This is a genomic window from Candidatus Paceibacterota bacterium, from assembly GCA_035452965.1.
Taxonomy (GTDB): Bacteria; Verrucomicrobiota; Verrucomicrobiia; order Limisphaerales; family UBA8199; genus UBA8199.
The window spans coordinates 18,105-33,949 of record DAOTCE010000048.1 but is presented as its reverse complement, the minus strand read 5'-3'; the positions used below and the strand labels follow the sequence as shown (position 1 = coordinate 33,949).

Genomic DNA, 15,845 nt, shown 5'->3' with positions numbered 1-15,845 from the left:
CCGAGAGCCGCACCCCGCGTCGTTGTGAACAACTATGGAAACCGTATCAGGCCCATAGAGTCCCGCCGGGCGCTCGGTCTGGAACCTTGGCCGCCAGAAACGATGAGTTTCCGTCTCATCAATTTCATTCTGTCGGTGCAACCTTGGCAGTCGGATCCTTGATTTCGAGGCAGACGACGGAGGCGATTTTGTCCGGGGTTTCCACCGACAGTTTCAGGGTCACGCCGGCAGCGGTTTGGTCCACCGTTAACTTCTTCCCGTTGGCGAGCAGGAAGGCTTTCTTCACCTTGCTCTGCAGGCCGGCTAGTTTGAGTCCTCCCGACGCGGGCCAGTCGAATACCGTCACATACAGTTTTCCGGGCTTGGTGGTGCAGCGCCAGTCCCAGACGGGGATGAATCTCGGGTCGCCCCTTTTGTCCTTTTCTGTAGTACTGAATTTGCCGTGGGCGTCACCAAAGGGCGTTGGGCCGCTGCCGTAGATCGCCTCACCATTGACTTTTAGCCACGTGCCGACTTCGGCGAGCCGGTCAATGCTCGGCTGTGGAATGAGACCTTCGCTCGTCGGGCCGACATTGAGCAGATAGTTGCCACCCTTGCTGGCGATGTCGCAGAGGTTGCGGATGATGGTCTCAGCCGACTTCCAGTTATCATCGTGCTTGTTATAACCCCAATGATTGTTCAGCGTCATGCAGCTTTCCCAGTCCACGCCGGGACCGAAACCGCGCGGAGGAATTTGCTGTTCCGGCGTGCCGTAGTCGCCGACATAGACTGAATTCGTGGACATGCCGTCCGCGTCCGCGCGGCCTTTGTCCACGCGGTTGTTGATGATGAGTTTCGGATCCAGCGCCCGTAAATACTTGTAGACGTCCGCGCCACGTTCGTGCGTCCAGGCCGATTCCCATTCGCCATCAAACCACAGAATGCTCGGACGGTAATTGGTGACGAGTTCTTTGAGTTGGCCCTTCAGATAGTCGGTGTAGCGATCCATGTCCGGCGTACCGGTGGCGGTGTCGTTCCACGCGCGGCGCAGGCCCCAGTTCGGGTGATGCCAGTCCATGATGGAATAATAGACGCAAAACCGGATGCCGGCCTTTTGACATTCATGTGCCAGCTCGCGCAGCGGATCGCGTTGGAAGGGCGTAGACTTGATGCACCAGTCGGTCAGCGCGGACGGCCACATTCCAAAGCCGTCGTGATGCTTCGAGGTGATCACGATGTATTTCATGCCCGCGTCCGTGGCGGTTTTCACCCAGGCCTTGGCATCGAACTTTACCGGGTTGAACTCTTTCGCAAACTGTTCGTAGCGGCTGACAGGGATTCTGGCCTGCTCCAGGATCCACTCGCCGTAATTGGTCTTGCGGCCCCATTCGCCGCCGGGGACGGAATAGACGCCCCAGTGAATGAACAGGCCGAACTTCGCCTCGCGAAACCACGTCATGCGGGTATTGCGCTGTTCTAGGGTTTCGACCCCGGCAGCCTGATGGTTTTGAGCGGCGGTGGCAGGCAGAAGGAACGTCAAGGCCAGAGCGGCGGTGAGGCCGAGTTGTGTTAGTTTCATTTTGGTATTCAGCATAATCTCATAAATCATGGAACCGCACCGACGCGCTAGAAGCCCGCTCCGTTGGCCACGGGAGCCGCGACGATGAACGGCTTGGCAGCCAGCGAGAGGTGGTTTCCATGCTCATGTCAGTGGTCAAGCCGCCGCCAACAGCCGCCGGCGCCATTCTTATGGTTTTGAACGGTCGGGCTTCACATTCAGGAGTCTGCCATTCACGCGCACCTTGACTTCCCGCGGCTGGTCGGACGCAACCCGGTAATCCGTCACCCGTCCGTCCTTCCAGGCGATATCCACGATGCAATTGCCGCGGGCTCGCAGACCCTTGACGGCGCCGGAAGGCCACGCCTTGGCCGGGGCGGGCAGCAGATGCAACACGAACTGTTGATCCGCCGGCTCGGAGCCGGGTGCGCGTTCGTGGCTTTGCAGCAACATTTCTGCGAGACCAGCGCATCCGCCGAAGTTGCCGTCAATCTGGAACGGCGGGCAGTTGTCGAACAAGTTAGGCAACGTACTACGCCGCAGCAGAGTCAAGTAATGTTCGCGCCCCGCGTCGCCGTCCTGCAACCGGGCGAAGAAATTGATCATCCACGCGCGACTCCAACCGGTGCCACCGCCCCCATTTGCCAGGCGATGATCCAGCACCTTTCTCGCCCCGGCGAACAGTTCCGGCGTGGCAGGCGTGATCAGGTCAAAGGGATGCAGGCCAACGAGATGCGAAATGTGGCGATGGCCCGGCTCGACTTCCTGATAAGGCTCGGCCCATTCCAAAAGACGGCCATCGTGTCCAAGCCCGATCGGCGGGAGTTTCGCCCGAGTTGCTGCGATGCGCTGGCGCAGCGGTTGGTCCGTGCCGAGAATCGCCGCCGCGCGATCCGTCGCATCGAAGATCGCCCGCACGAGGCTCATGTGATAGGTCGAACCAGCCGTGATGCGCAGCCGCTTCTTGGTTTGCCGATCGAGATAGGAATTTTCCGGCGAGGTGGACGGGGCGATGACAAGCGCGCCATCCGGCGCAGTCACGAGCGTATCGAGTACAAACTCAGCCGCGCCGCTCAACAACGGATAAATCCGCTGGAGCAATGCGTGATCGCCAGTGAACTGGTAGAAATCGAACAACTGTGCCGCAAGCCAGGCGCCCCCCAGCGGGTCTAGCACGCCGTTGAGGAATTGCGATTCGCGCGTCGAGGCGCTCGGCGTGGTGCGTCCAAACGGATTGGTAGCGTGAAAGGCCACCCAGCCGCCGGAGCCGTACAGTTGCCCCGCCGACTCCCGCCCGCGTTGCGTTAGCAACTCAAACCAATCCACCAGCGGATCGACCGTTTCCGGCAGATTCGCCACGCCGGCGGGCCAGTAGTTCATCTGGAGATTGATGTTCAGGTGATAGTCAGATTCCCACGGGGCCCACATTCGGTCGTTCCAGATGCCCTGCAGATTGGCCGGTAACCGCCCAGGCCGCCGGGAACTGCCCAGCAAGAGGTAGCGGCCAAATTGGAAATGCAGCGCGACCAGGCCCGGATCGTCGCCGCCGTTGCCCAGCGCCGCGAGTCGTGCATCCGTAGGCAAAGCTTCTAAGGCCGGATCGTTCGTGCCCAACTGAAGGGAAACCCGGTTGAACAAAGCTCGGTGCTCAGCCAGATGCGCTTCGCGCAACTGCGCCCAAGTCTCCTTCGCGGCACGGGCCAGAATGCTCTCGCAGAGCTGGCCGGGATCGATCGAGCGATCAAAAGTCAGTCGGGCAAGATTGTAGTCGGTGGCGGCAGTGAACAGGAGCACTGCCTCGGTTGCCCCGGTGATTTGCAGCTCGCGCTCGCCTGCCCGCACTATTCCGCAGTCCACCCGCGCCTGCAACCGTGCAGCAAATTTCATGTGGGCTCCGCCCGGGCCAGACCCGCCAGGATTGTCATCGTACCCGCCTCCTTGCTTCGTTTGATCGATAATCTGACCATCAAGTTGCAAGCGTCCGCCGTCAGCGGACTTTACCGTGACGTTCCGTTGGCGCGTGAGGCCTACTATGAAATCGAGCGTGCCGGGTTGATCGGTTGCCACCCGCACTGCCAACACATCGTCGGGCGAGGATACAAACGCTTCGCGCGTGATCGTGGCACTACCGCGTCTGAAACTTACTCGTGCGAGCCCGTCCGCCAATAGCAACTCTCGCCGATACAACTCGCTGCTTTCCGCGCCGCCAAATTTCAGCCACAGATTTCCCAGCGGTTCGTATGAACGGAATGATGTGGGCGTGGCAGTGAGGTGCTGCAGTCCATAGGCCTGCGCCTCGGCCTTCTTCCCGGCGAAGAGCAACTGGCGCACTTTGGCGATATGGTTGCTGAAATCCGCGGGATATGCCTCCGCCGGACACCCCGCCCAGAGGCTCTCTTCGTTGAGTTGCAGCCACTCCTCGCTGACCCCGCCAAAGATCATCGCCCCCAGCCTGCCATTACCAAGCGGCAGGGCTTCGTTCCAGTTCGTCGCGGGCCCCTGGAACCAGATCACCGGCTCGGCCGCGCAAACGACGAATCCCCACACCGCACACCCATATGCAAGCATTGGGGCGGTCAGGCACCGCAGAAAGCTCGTTATACTGGCTGGCCGGAACATAGTCTGTCTGTGCACTCAACTACCCCTGCAGCCGGTAAAATACAACGGCCGAAACGGTGTAGATACATGCCCAAAGACCCCACCGCCGGCCACCGCACGACGGCACTGCGCCCGCCCTTGCAGTAAGCTGCACGAATACAACTTTCGTGCCCTTGGGCTTTTGCGTCAGGTGAACTCTGCTATTAAGCGCTTGGGCTGTCACCCCTGTAACGTATCAAACCACGTCGACTTACCGTAGAAAGCGCATTCATACCCCCCTTCGACCTGGGGCGCAGCCCAGCACAGCAAGATTCGGCTGGTAAAACTACTAGGGTTCTTACGTTAACCAGATGGATTCAGGTACACTTGAGCCATCAGCCAGTCGCATGAAACACGCACACAAACCGAATCCGGGCTGTACTGATTGCCCCGCTTCAACCTCTCAATGCCGCCGACAAGAGCGGGCTTTCACCCTGATCGAACTGCTGGTCGTCATCGCCATCATCGCCATTCTGGCGGCGCTATTACTCCCCGCCCTCGCCCGGGCAAAATCCAAGGCTCAGCTCGTCAACTGCGTCTCTAATCTCCATCAGTTGGGTCTGACGAGCCTCATGTATCTGAATGACAACTCGGACCGCTTTCCCAGCTCTGGCCGCAACTGGGCGCAAATGCCGCTTGTCGATCTGCTGAAGCTCTACGATTCCTACGTCAGCACCAACAACCGCAGCTTCTTTCGCTGCCTGGCCGATAGCAGGCGCGGCTGGAACTTCGACTGGGTCTCGGTAGGGGGCTCCACCGCCGGCATATCCACCAACGAACTCCTCTTCCCCTGCTCGTATTACTATTACTACCAGTTCTACGGTGACGAGACCAGGATGATCCCACGGGTTCATAAACTGGCCGAAGTGCGGTATCCGACTCGGAAGGCTGAAAGTGCCTGCTACGCCGGCACTACCGATGTGGACGTCCCCGTCGGCCACGGCAAAAAAGGCCTCTGCCTCATGTTCGTTGACGGTCACTCGCAATTCGCGCGATTCCGGCAGCTCAACCCCGGCAGGACCGGCGGTTATAATTTCGACTGGACTACCAACGGATTGCAGGGCGCAGATATGAACTAGATGAATTAGCAGTTTCCTGCTAATCGGCGGGAAGCAAATTCGGTAGATATTAACCCCTTCATACGTATCTAAGGTGATGCACGAAGTGCCTGAGTCGTCAGCCGACCGCCACGAGCTGTTTGTGCAACTGCTCAACGAGGCGCATCGGCGACTCTTGGCCTATCTGATTTCGTTGCTGGGCAACCGCCAGGATGCCGAGGACGTGTTCCAACGCGTCAGCCTGATTCTCTGGCGGCGGTTCGACACCTTCGAGCCGGGCACCAACTTTCTCGCCTGGGCCAGCACCGTCGCGTTCTACGAAGTCCGCAACTTCCAGCGCGTCGCTGCCCGTTCCCGCCTCTGGTTCGACGACGAGCTGCTCGAGAAGTTGGCGGCCGAGCGCCTGCCCGACCTGGAGGAAGGGGATTCGAGGCGGGAGGCCCTGGACCAGTGCCTGGAGAAGCTGGATGACTCGGGACGCCATTTGGTGGAAGAGGCTTATTTCGAGCAAGGCAGCATCGCCAAGCTCGCCGCCCAGCTCGGGCGCGCCCCGCAAACACTTTACAACAAACTGAATGTGATCCGCCGCCTCCTGGCCCAATGTATCGAGCGCCGGTTGGCAGGCCACGACATCGTATGAAGGAAGATTTGAACAGAGAAGAACTCGCCCGGCTCTTTGTGGACATGCACAACGCGACGCTGGCCCCTGAGGACCACCGCCGCCTGCAGGATTGCCTTAAAAACAGCCCCGAAGCCCGACGCTTCTGGTTCCTCTACTGCGACATGGAAGGCGGTCTGGCCGACTGGGCCTTGCTGCGGCACGAGCAGAAGGACCAACCCCCGGTTCCGAGCAACGTAGTAACACTACCCCAGGCCTGGTTTAGCTGGGCCTGGCGGCTGGCCGCCGCGGCCGCGGTAGTCGCTGTGCTGGTGACGGCTTGGATCTTCTTCTCGCGGCCGGGCGCCAGCCAACCCTCCCGCGTGTTCGTTTGCCAGGTGCAGCAGGCGATAGATGCCAAATGGGCCTCTGGCTCTCCTGCCCCCAAGCCTGGCGATAACTTGCGCAATTGTCCCCTCGAACTCGCGTCCGGCATGGTCGAGTTCGCCTTTCTGGACGGCGCGACGGTGGTGGTGGAAGGTCCGGCACAATTCGACCTGGCGGAGCCCGACCGCCTCGTCATGTGGAGCGGCAAAATGGCCGCCGAGGTGCCGCCGCGGGCGGTCGGCTTTACGGTCGAAACTCCCGCGGGCAAGATCATTGACCGCGGCACGCGCTTCGGCGTGAACGTGGCGTCGAACGGCGTCACCGAGACCCGGGTCTTTGAGGGGAAGGTAGATGTGCGGCCGGCAAAAGCCGGCAATGGAAATGAAGAATCGGTCAAGCAGGGTGGCGCGGTTCTGTTGGACCCCGCAACGGCCTCGATCAAACCCGCCCCGCCTCGTCCCGGGCTTTACCCACAGCCCGAGCGGGTTACCAAGAACCTCTTGGGCGATGGCGACTTCGAGCCCGGCGCCAGGCCCTATGCTGACGCCCGGATCACCAAACCCTTTGGCCGCTGGCACGGTGACATCTGCCAGATCACCGCCTCAACCAATGGCATTGAGCCGCATACGGGCAGCGGGATGTTGGAATTCGTTCGCGGCGAGGCCAGGCAGGACAGCAAGGCTCCCCCTCCGGAGCGGGTCGCACGGGGCGTCTCCGACCTCTTCCAGCTCGTGGACTTGGGGGCCGTTCGCGACGAGTTTGGGACCAACGCCGGAGTCGTCGAGGTCGAGGCGTGGTTTTGCACCCTCCCCGGAGAGCCGGACCCGACTGACACAACCCGGGACATGTTCAGCATGAATCTCGAAGTCTTCAGAACCCCGGCCGCGGCGTGGACCGTGCCCAAGCGAAAAGCCCCCGTGGACGAGAATGAGGAGCCGGACCAGGGCGAGCAGCTTGTCAAGAACGCCGGGCGGTTCTATGCAGGCAGCCAGCCGAATAAGTGGCACTGCCTTAAGTTGACTTCCCCACTGGCGCCGGAAGCCAAATCCCTGCTCCTGCACATCGGCGCCTGGGGCCGGAAGGTCAAGATCCATCCGGGGAAAGTGTTCACAGGCCAATATGCGGATTCCATTTCGGTGAAAGTGCGTTTTCCGCCCCAGCCCAGCAGCGCCGCTCTCCCGGCGGCCAGCGGCGCACCCGTGGCAGCTTCCGGTGCAGGCAACCCATGAACAGCGCTCACGCGAAAGACGACTGGGGCGATCAGCCGAAAGGCTTGCGCGAATGCTGGCGATGGCTATGTGGCATCGGCTTACGAGCCAGCTTGCGACCTGTGGGGCCCGACTATCGGGATTTGGGGTTGGGACAGACTAGATGGGGCAGGTGGCGGGGGTTAGGGATTGCCCCCGCCACCTTCATTTCCAACCACCAGCGATCCACCATCCCGACGACAATCGCCAGTCGCAGAATTTGGCCCACGGACCGCAACAGCATCGTTTTCGGCATTCCGCTGAAAAGTAACTCGCATTAACGCAAACATCACAAAACCACTATGAAGATAATGTTGGAATTGATAAATGTTCCCCATGCCGGCTCTGTACCGGGTTCCCGCTCCGCCAAGCATCTGCTTTTGCCCCACGTCGTGCTCCGGCTGCTGCCGGCAGTCTTCCTCGCTGCCGGCGGTTTCGCCGCACAGGCAGCCTCGGCCGATTGGAGCGGGGCCGGCGCGAATGTTGCCTGGGCCACTACCGCCAACTGGACGACCGGTTCGCCGGCCGGTGGCGCCGCGGCCAACACGGACGTAGCAGGCTTCAAATCCACCTTCACCGGGTCACGGCAGCCCACGTACCCGAACAGCGCCTACTATTTAGGCGCGTGGTGGGCTTCCGGGTCACCAAAAGACATAACCGTCACGAGCGGCGGCACAGCCTCTTATGCGCTGATCGAGGGCGTGGATGGTGCCAACGTGAACCAAACCCCCGGCACCCTGTACGGTGTTGTGATGGATGACAGTGGCACTGCGCGCAAACTGACCATCAGCACGCGAACGGTCGAGATCCGGGACAACGACCAGGCTTTCTATATCGGGCTCAACAACACTCTGAACTGCAACCCGAGCGCATCGCCTCAATACACCGCGCTCAATGGTCGGACATTGACCCTCAGTGGGGCTGGCGCCACACAACTTCGGTATCTCAACAACAACGCCTCGCTGACAACCGGCGCCATTGTCTTGAACAGCGGGCGGTTAGATATCCTCAATGCCAGTGCGGGAGGGGTATCAGGCGGAGTTAGCGTTAATGGCGGCCAGCTTGTCCTGTGGCACGCGAACTGTCTGGGGGCTTCAGGTGCCAGCGCGCCATTGACGCTGGGGCCCGGCTGCACAATAAACAGCGGCGTGGGCGGAGCGCTCGCCACCGCGACCCCGCTGACGATTTCCGGCGATTTTACATTCTCCGGCTACATGTCATTGGGTTTTGGCAACTATCCCGTGACCGTCACCGCAGCCAATCCAGTGATCACCTGCAATGCCAACGAGTTGGCTCTGGCCGGTTCCGTTACCAATACTACGATTGCCGGAGGCAATTCGCTGGATTTGAGCAAAGCCGGCCCCGGGACACTGACCCTGTCCGCCCCAATAATACTTCGAGCGACGCAAACCGCGACCGTTCAGGCTGGCACAAATAACCTCAACGGCATTATCAGTGACGGAGGCAACGGCTACGGGCTGACTCTGGCTGGAACCGGAACTCTGAATCTGAACGCGAATAACACCTTCACAGGCCCGGTGACAATCAACTTCGACGGCGGCACGCTGAATCTAAATGGAGCTAACGCCTATGCAGGGGCGGCGGTCAACAGCGGCCGCCTGGCCACGACCACTGCGAGCACCGGGGCAGGAGCTTATTCAGTTTCCGGCGGCGCCACCCTGTCAGTCAAGGTAGCGGGCGCGGGCGCGACTCTGAACGTGTCTTCGCTTGCCGCTGCCGCAGGCTCCACACTCGAACTCAACTTCAGCACCTTGGGCAACCCCACAACCCCGGTAATCACGGTCGCTGGTGCGTTCGAGCCCACAACCGCCGTCACCCTGAACCTGATCGGGTTGCAGGGGACAGTCGGGTTGGTGCCGTTAATTCAATACGGCACCCTCGGCGCAGATCAGATGGCTGCGTTCAGCTTCACACCTCCACCGGGCATTAATGCCACGTTAACCAACAACACCGCGACCGGAACCATCCTCGTCTATGTGGAAAACCCGCCTCTGGTCTGGGATGGAACCGTGAACGGCGATTGGGATATCTCCGGCACCGCCAATTGGAAAACTGGCGCCTATTACACCGAGACAGGAGGTGGCGGCCCCCCGGTGGTCTTTGATGATACAGCTACCGGTCCGAATACCGCGATAACTTTAAACGCAACCCCCGCGCCTTATTCCATCACGGTCGACAGCACGAACAAGACGTATAGCTTCGCGGGCGGCGGCTATCTCATCGGGGCTGGCAGCCTGACAAAGAAAGGCCCCAGCACACTAACTGTGGCCACAGGGAACACCATAAGCGGACCAGTCACGCTGAGTGGCGGAACGCTGCAACTTGGCGATGGCACCACGGTCAACGGCTCACTTGCGGGCGACATCGCCAACAATGCGGCATTGATATTTGCCAATCCGTCGGAACAAACCTGCTCGGGGGCGATTAGCGGCAACGGCAAGCTCTCAAAAACGGGTGTCGGAGCGCTGACTCTCAGCGGTGCCAACTCTTACGCCGGCGGCACCACCTTCAGTCCTGCTGGCGCCGCGACCGTCACCATGGGCAGCGCCACGGCTCTGGGCTCCGGAGCCATCACAAACGACAGCGGTGCCGGCAACACCGTCACCCTGGCGTTGAGCGATAATTACACACTTGCTAACAACGTCCACATCGCTTCGGGCACCCTATACTTGCAGAACGCTACCACTGCAGGAGCGTCCTTCACCGGCAACTTCACCGGAGCGGGGGTAGCCTACTTCGGCCGGACCGGCACCAGTGGCGGGAAATCGGTTGCCGTGACAGGTGATTGGAGCGGATTCTCCGGCACTCTCGGATACGGGAATGGTCTTGGCGCGTCCTCCACCTACCTGACAATCCAGGGCGCTGCCAGCGACTTCAGCCGCGCCATCGTTTATACGGAAGGCCGCACAACCTCATGCACCTTCCTCAATTGGGCTGGGGCCAATAATGCAACCGTCAGGATGGGAGCTTTGACCAGCGGGACTGGCGGCGGCATGATCGGCATTGCGCAGAACATCACCGGCGTCACTTTCGAGATTGGCGCGCTAAACACCGACAGTTCCTACGGCGGGGTCATCGGTGCGAATAGTGCCGGCTACCGGGAATTTGCTCTGACGAAGGTCGGCAGCGGCAAGCTCACCCTGACCGGCGGTTGCTATCACACCGGAACCACCACCGTCAGCAACGGCGTGCTGTTGGTCGATGGAACCTTCGCAAACGCGTCCGCTGTGACAGTGATCAACGGCAGTTTGGGCGGACACGGGACGATCAACGGTCCGGTTGCTATTCAGTCGGGTGCCACGCTTGCTCCGCAGAACATTGACGTCGGCCCGCTCAGACTCAAGAACCAGCTTACTTTGGCCGCCGACAGCTTCACCCAGATCCAAATCAACAAGGACTTGGGCACCTGCGATGCCGTCACCAACATCACTACCCTCACCTATGGCGGCACCCTCACGGTGACCAATCTTTCCGGCACGCTTGCGCTCGGCGACCACTTCCAGTTGTTCAGTGCCACAACCACCGCGGGCAATTTCGCCACTAATTCCCTCCCCACGCTGAGTTCGCCAGATCTGCAGTGGGTGTTCCAACCCACCAGCGGTGTCCTGCGCGTCGTGTCGACTGTTGCCAATGACCCAACCAACATCAGTTATACCGTAACTGGCACGACCTTAACCCTCACCTGGCCACCCGAATATGCCGGGTGGCTCATCCAGTCCAATTCCGTAAGCGTTACCGACTCGAACGCTTGGTATGACGTGCCGGGATCGGACAACGCAACCACCTTGGACGTCCCGCTGGATTCGCAGCAGGTAAACGTGTTTTACCGTATGCGCCGTCCTTGGTAGTAATGGTTCCGTAACTGGCGGGAGCGGCGCCAGCGCCGCTCCCGCCCCGCCGTTATATGCGCCAGGCAATTATCAGGCAGCCGAACCATGACCGCCATTGACCATGCGGTACAAAGGGTCCGCCTGAATGAACCTGCCGAGCAGGATTCTTGGAATGACACTTCCCAGGCCGGTCCTCAGGCAGCTTTTACGCTCATTGAGCTGCTGGTGGTGATCGCCATCATCGCGATTCTGGCGGCGCTGTTGCTGCCGGCGCTGACGCGCGCCAAGGAGCGGGCCCGGCGGATTTCCTGCATCAATAACCTCAAGCAAATGGGGGTGGGCACGGTAATCTATGGCTCGGATAACAACGACAGGCTCCCGCCGCAAAACGTCAACCTGTTTCAATATCCGGCCTGGGGCTATTTTCTCGTTGGCAACGCGGGCCGTCATGCCGTGGGCGGGCCTTCCGGAACCCCGGTGAATTTTAACGATCCCGTCAACGGGGTCCCGATGCAGCACGCTTTGTATTTCACCAGCAAGATTATTACCGCCGGCAAGAGTTATTACTGCCCAAGCGCCGGCTCCGCAGGCGTGCCCACGGGCAGTTACGAAGTTTACCTGACACCCGAAGGCCGGTGGCCGGCTTACGACAACACCACACCGGGCGCGCAGAATAATTGCCGCGCCGGCTATTTGTACTACCCGGAGTCGGCGGCCCGGGGCAACACCACCACCAACTATGTAATTGCCACGAAGATCTCAGAACTGACGCCCACGCAGCCCGCGATGACGGACCTGATCACCGCGCTGACGTCGCTGACGCACAGCGCGGGCCGGGACCGACCCTCCTTGAACGTGCTCTGGGGCGACCAGCATGTCAGCGCCTCCGCCACGCCCGCGGCGTTCAACCCGGCGTTGTGGAACCCGGCCCCCAGCCAGAACGCGCAGAATTTTCAAACGATCCTCTCCCTTTTGAAGCCATGACGCCTTCGTCCACATCCTCAACAGTCACTTTTCCGGCAGTAACGCCTTCCGGCCCCGGCCCGCATTCCGGAAAGGCCTTCACCCTAATCGAGCTGCTGGTGGTGATCGCCATCATCGCGATCCTGGCCGCCTTGCTGCTCCCGGCCCTCAGCCGGGCTAAAGAAAAGGCAAAGCGCACTACGTGCGTCAGCAACCTTAGACAGCTTGGGGTGGCGGTATTGACGTATGCCGTGGATAATCAGGACAAAGTAGTTCCCGCCGGCAGCAGCCTTTTGCCCTTGCAGCTCAATCAAGACGACTTCTCCGTTGAGTCTTGGAAGACATTGGGCCTGAACGTAACTGCGACGAATACCCGGAGCGTTTGGGCCTGCGCCAACCGGCCGGAATTTCCAGCCTATGACGCTACTTACAAACAATTCCTGATTGGCTTCCAATACTACGGAGGAATTCCGCAGTGGCAAAACAACCTGGGCAAGTTCAAGTCCTGCAGCCCAATCAAGACCGCCACCGCGAAGCCCGGGTGGATGCTCGCAGCCGACCTTGTAGCCAGACCCGACGGGGTTAACTGGAGCTTCCCCACTTGGCCCGGAAGCGGTTGGTCAACGCTCCCCGCGCACTGTGATGGCAACCGCAACTTCCCCGCTGGAGCCAACGAGGTCTTCATTGATGGCTCGGCCCGCTGGATCAAGGCCAGCAAGAACATGGTGTTCCTTCACTCATGGAATCCCGTGCGTGAGCTTTACATTTACCAGGAAGATCTCGGTGAACTCGAACCCCGTCGTGCCAGCCTTAAACGTGTGCCCTAAGCCTACCGTTCACCCCGCGCCCTGGACGAATAAGATTGTTAGTGGCTAACCCCCGAGTGACTTTGCGCTTCGAACCCGTGTGTTATCCTCGCTTACGTCGTGCCCGGCTTCTTCCCCGCCTCAGCGGGGGCAAAAGAACCGATTCGGGCTGTTGGGCACGGTTTCTGTGGGGCCTTGTCTTGCTGCTGGCAACCATCTCGCGCGCGGAACTGGCCTTCTACGTTTCGCCCTCCGGAAACGATGTCTCCGGCCATGGCAGCGCCACGCAGCCCTGGCAATCCGTCGCCAAAGCCCGGGATCACATCCGCTCATCGGGCGCCAACACGAACCAGTCGGACGAGATTGTAGTCTATCTGCGCGGCGGGCGGTATGAGCTGACCAACACCCTTGAGTTTACCACAGCCGATTCCGCCGCCAGCGGGTTCTTCATCACCTACCGTTCCTATCCCGGAGAGCAAGCTGTGGTCTCCGGCGGGAAACCAGTCACGGGCTGGATGCCGGTGCCGGGCCAATCATATTGGGTCGCCAGTGTGCCCACCAACGCGGGGTTCGCCGACTACTTCCGGCAACTCTATGTCAATGGCGTGCGCGCCCGCCGCGCCAGCTCGGACTGGATCAAGGGCGCGGATTACTTCGACGATCCGGCCACCTTACAGACTTGCGATGGCATCGCCTTTGCCCCGACAAACGGTTTAAAGTCGTACTTCAACCTGCGCGACCTGCGCTTGCTACACATTTCTTATTATGCGGTGGATGAATTCCCGATTGTGAGCGTTGCTACCAACAGCGCCAGCGGCTTCATCGAGCTGGGGCTGCAACAGCCGTATTGCCAGTTGTGTTATGATCGGTTCGGCTGGGGCCCAAGCGACGATCCGAACCTCTTTGCCGCCACCAACTGGTGGATGGTAGTCAATGCATTTGAGGAATTGGACGAGCCGGGCGAGTGGTACCTGGACCGCGTGACAGCACAGGTGTTCTACTACCCGTATTCCTTCGAGGAGATGACCACAGTGGAAGTCTATGCACCCGTGATTGAAACCCTGTTGAGATTTACGGGCTCTTCCACCTCGAACAAGGTAAGGAACCTGCGTTTCCAGGAAATCACCTTCGAACACGGCAACTGGCTCTTCCCCCGGGACTATTTCATTGGCGGCATTCAGGCGGAAATGATGTTCCCGGCGCTGCCCCCCGAGCAGATAGTGCCCGTCTCGAACGAGAATTTCAGGTACGAGGTCCCTGGACAAATTGTCTTAAACAACACCGCGAACATCCAGTTTGTGGCAAATACCATCCGGTATCAGGGCAGTTGCGGCATCCAACCTTACAACGGAGCGCGCGACACACTCATTCAGGGCAACCTGTTTTACGACCTTACCGGCGCCGCGGTTCTTGGCGGACGCAGCACAAAGGCCGACCCTATTCCATACCAGGAGATCTGTTCGAACACCATCGTGGCAGACAACGTCATTCGCAACATCGGAATGGACTACCTGGGAGGCACTTTGGTGAACAATCTCCAGCACTTTGGCTTTCGGGTGCTCCGCAACGACATGGCCGATGCCCAATACATGGGATTTCACCAGCGCAACGAAATCCGCGATCTGCCCGCGGACGGATGGGGCGGAACGGTGGTGGCTTCCAACCGAATCGCAATGGTGATGGGAGGCACCCGGTACGGCGAGTGCGATGGAGGCTTCATCTACAGCTTTGGGGTCTGGCCCGAGAGCCACGTTCTCGCCAATGACGTCAACAACCTCAATGTTCCCAGCGGCATCAATTACAACAACGTCAGCGGACTGTACCAGGACAACTACAGCTACGGTTGGACCTGGACCAGCAATGTGGTGCGCAACATTAAGTCAGGCGTTCTCGGCTGCAAATGGGTGCGCTATCTCACCGATGAGACCAACGTGAATGTGGCCATTGGCAATTTCACGGATGCGACCGTGAACTGGACCATGGGGCTGGCGACCAATATCGACTTCACGAAATTCACCCTGGGTTCTCCTCCAGCCGCCGCGAGGGACATCATTAATGCCGCCGGTGTGGCGCCCGCCTACACCAACCTGTTGAGCAGGATTTATGCAGGAACAAATCTGGCTCGGGGCAAATACGCCTGGGCTTCCAGCCAATGGCATTCGAGCATGCCGCCCTCGGCTGCGGTGGATTGGAACTACGGCACCATGTGGCATCAGGCCAGTGGCGATACCAACGCCTGGTGGGCGGTGGACCTGGGCGCCTCCTACGTGATACAACGCATCGAGATTGCCGCGCGCACCGACCTGAACCAGCCGGCGGCGCGTGCGCATTTCGAGGTGCAGGGAGCCAATGACTCCGGGTTCACCAACTGCACTGTGCTTGCCGAGCAGGGAGCCGTGCCGTTTGCCTATAAGACAACGGGCTATGCCAATTCGTTCCTTAGACATATCAACAAACCGCGCGGTTTTCGCTATTTGCGCCTGACCAAAACACAGGCAGGAACGCTGAACACCTCCGAGTTCCAGGTCTTCGGTTACCCGTACACCGCGCCTACGACCCCGCCACGGATCGCTTTTCAAGCTACTGCTGGCGTGATGAGACTCTCGTGGGCGTCGGATTACGAGGGCTGGTGGCTTGAGACGACCACCAACTCTCTTGGAAGCTGGAGCACATTACCCGGCTCTGACCGCGTCACCTCGACAAATATGGCCATTGACTCAGCCTCCAACCCGGTTTTCTTCCGCCTGCGTTCTCCTTGAAT

General features: G+C 60.0%; 9 protein-coding genes. 7 read left to right on the top strand and 2 right to left on the bottom strand.

Features of this window, described 5'->3' with window-relative positions:
* Positions 1–124 precede the first annotated feature (124 nt).
* A complete protein-coding gene (locus tag P5205_21055) occupies positions 125–1,558 on the bottom strand; it encodes an alpha-L-fucosidase (GenBank protein HSA12853.1) in 1,434 nt (477 codons plus the stop codon).
* Positions 1,559–1,726: 168 nt separating this feature from the next.
* The gene (locus P5205_21050; protein ID HSA12852.1) at positions 1,727–4,105 is read right to left on the bottom strand and encodes a glycoside hydrolase family 95 protein; all 2,379 of its coding nucleotides are present in this window, start codon (positions 4,103–4,105) and stop codon (positions 1,727–1,729) included.
* Between the two features lie 416 nt (positions 4,106–4,521).
* On the opposite strand from P5205_21050, the gene P5205_21045 reads away from it, so the two are divergent.
* The 7 genes from P5205_21045 (at position 4,522) to P5205_21015 (ending at position 15,843) form a co-directional block, all read left to right on the top strand.
* Positions 4,522–5,253, top strand: coding sequence for a prepilin-type N-terminal cleavage/methylation domain-containing protein (locus P5205_21045; GenBank protein HSA12851.1), 732 nt, complete (start codon positions 4,522–4,524; stop codon positions 5,251–5,253).
* A gap of 76 nt (positions 5,254–5,329) precedes the next feature.
* Positions 5,330–5,872, top strand: coding sequence for a sigma-70 family RNA polymerase sigma factor (locus P5205_21040; GenBank protein ID HSA12850.1), 543 nt, complete (start codon positions 5,330–5,332; stop codon positions 5,870–5,872).
* Between the two features lie 8 nt (positions 5,873–5,880).
* Positions 5,881–7,446 carry a FecR family protein gene (locus tag P5205_21035; protein HSA12849.1) on the top strand — a complete coding sequence of 522 codons (1,566 nt, stop codon included), beginning with the start codon at positions 5,881–5,883 and terminating at the stop codon, positions 7,444–7,446.
* A gap of 320 nt (positions 7,447–7,766) precedes the next feature.
* Complete coding sequence (locus P5205_21030) at positions 7,767–11,333, top strand: autotransporter-associated beta strand repeat-containing protein (GenBank protein ID HSA12848.1); 3,567 nt, start codon at positions 7,767–7,769, stop codon at positions 11,331–11,333.
* A gap of 87 nt (positions 11,334–11,420) precedes the next feature.
* Complete coding sequence (locus P5205_21025; GenBank protein HSA12847.1) at positions 11,421–12,299, top strand: DUF1559 domain-containing protein; 879 nt, start codon at positions 11,421–11,423, stop codon at positions 12,297–12,299.
* Positions 12,296–13,105 carry a prepilin-type N-terminal cleavage/methylation domain-containing protein gene (locus P5205_21020; protein ID HSA12846.1) on the top strand — a complete coding sequence of 270 codons (810 nt, stop codon included), beginning with the start codon at positions 12,296–12,298 and terminating at the stop codon, positions 13,103–13,105. The genes P5205_21025 and P5205_21020 overlap by 4 nt, the downstream gene beginning before the upstream one ends.
* Before the next feature lie 179 nt (positions 13,106–13,284).
* A complete protein-coding gene (locus tag P5205_21015) occupies positions 13,285–15,843 on the top strand; it encodes a discoidin domain-containing protein (GenBank protein ID HSA12845.1) in 2,559 nt (852 codons plus the stop codon).
* Positions 15,844–15,845 lie beyond the last annotated feature (2 nt).

Excerpts from the sequence above, each read along its gene's own strand:
- P5205_21025 (HSA12847.1), top strand. The coding sequence starts at position 11,421 with ATGACCGCCATTGACCATGCGGTACAAAGGGTCCGCCTGAATGAACCT.
- P5205_21045 (HSA12851.1), top strand. The coding sequence starts at position 4,522 with ATGAAACACGCACACAAACCGAATCCGGGCTGTACTGATTGCCCCGCT.
- P5205_21050 (HSA12852.1), bottom strand. The coding sequence starts at position 4,105 with ATGCTTGCATATGGGTGTGCGGTGTGGGGATTCGTCGTTTGCGCGGCC.
- P5205_21040 (HSA12850.1), top strand. The coding sequence starts at position 5,330 with ATGCACGAAGTGCCTGAGTCGTCAGCCGACCGCCACGAGCTGTTTGTG.
- P5205_21030 (HSA12848.1), top strand. The coding sequence starts at position 7,767 with ATGAAGATAATGTTGGAATTGATAAATGTTCCCCATGCCGGCTCTGTA.
- P5205_21055 (HSA12853.1), bottom strand. The coding sequence starts at position 1,558 with ATGAAACTAACACAACTCGGCCTCACCGCCGCTCTGGCCTTGACGTTC.
- P5205_21020 (HSA12846.1), top strand. The coding sequence starts at position 12,296 with ATGACGCCTTCGTCCACATCCTCAACAGTCACTTTTCCGGCAGTAACG.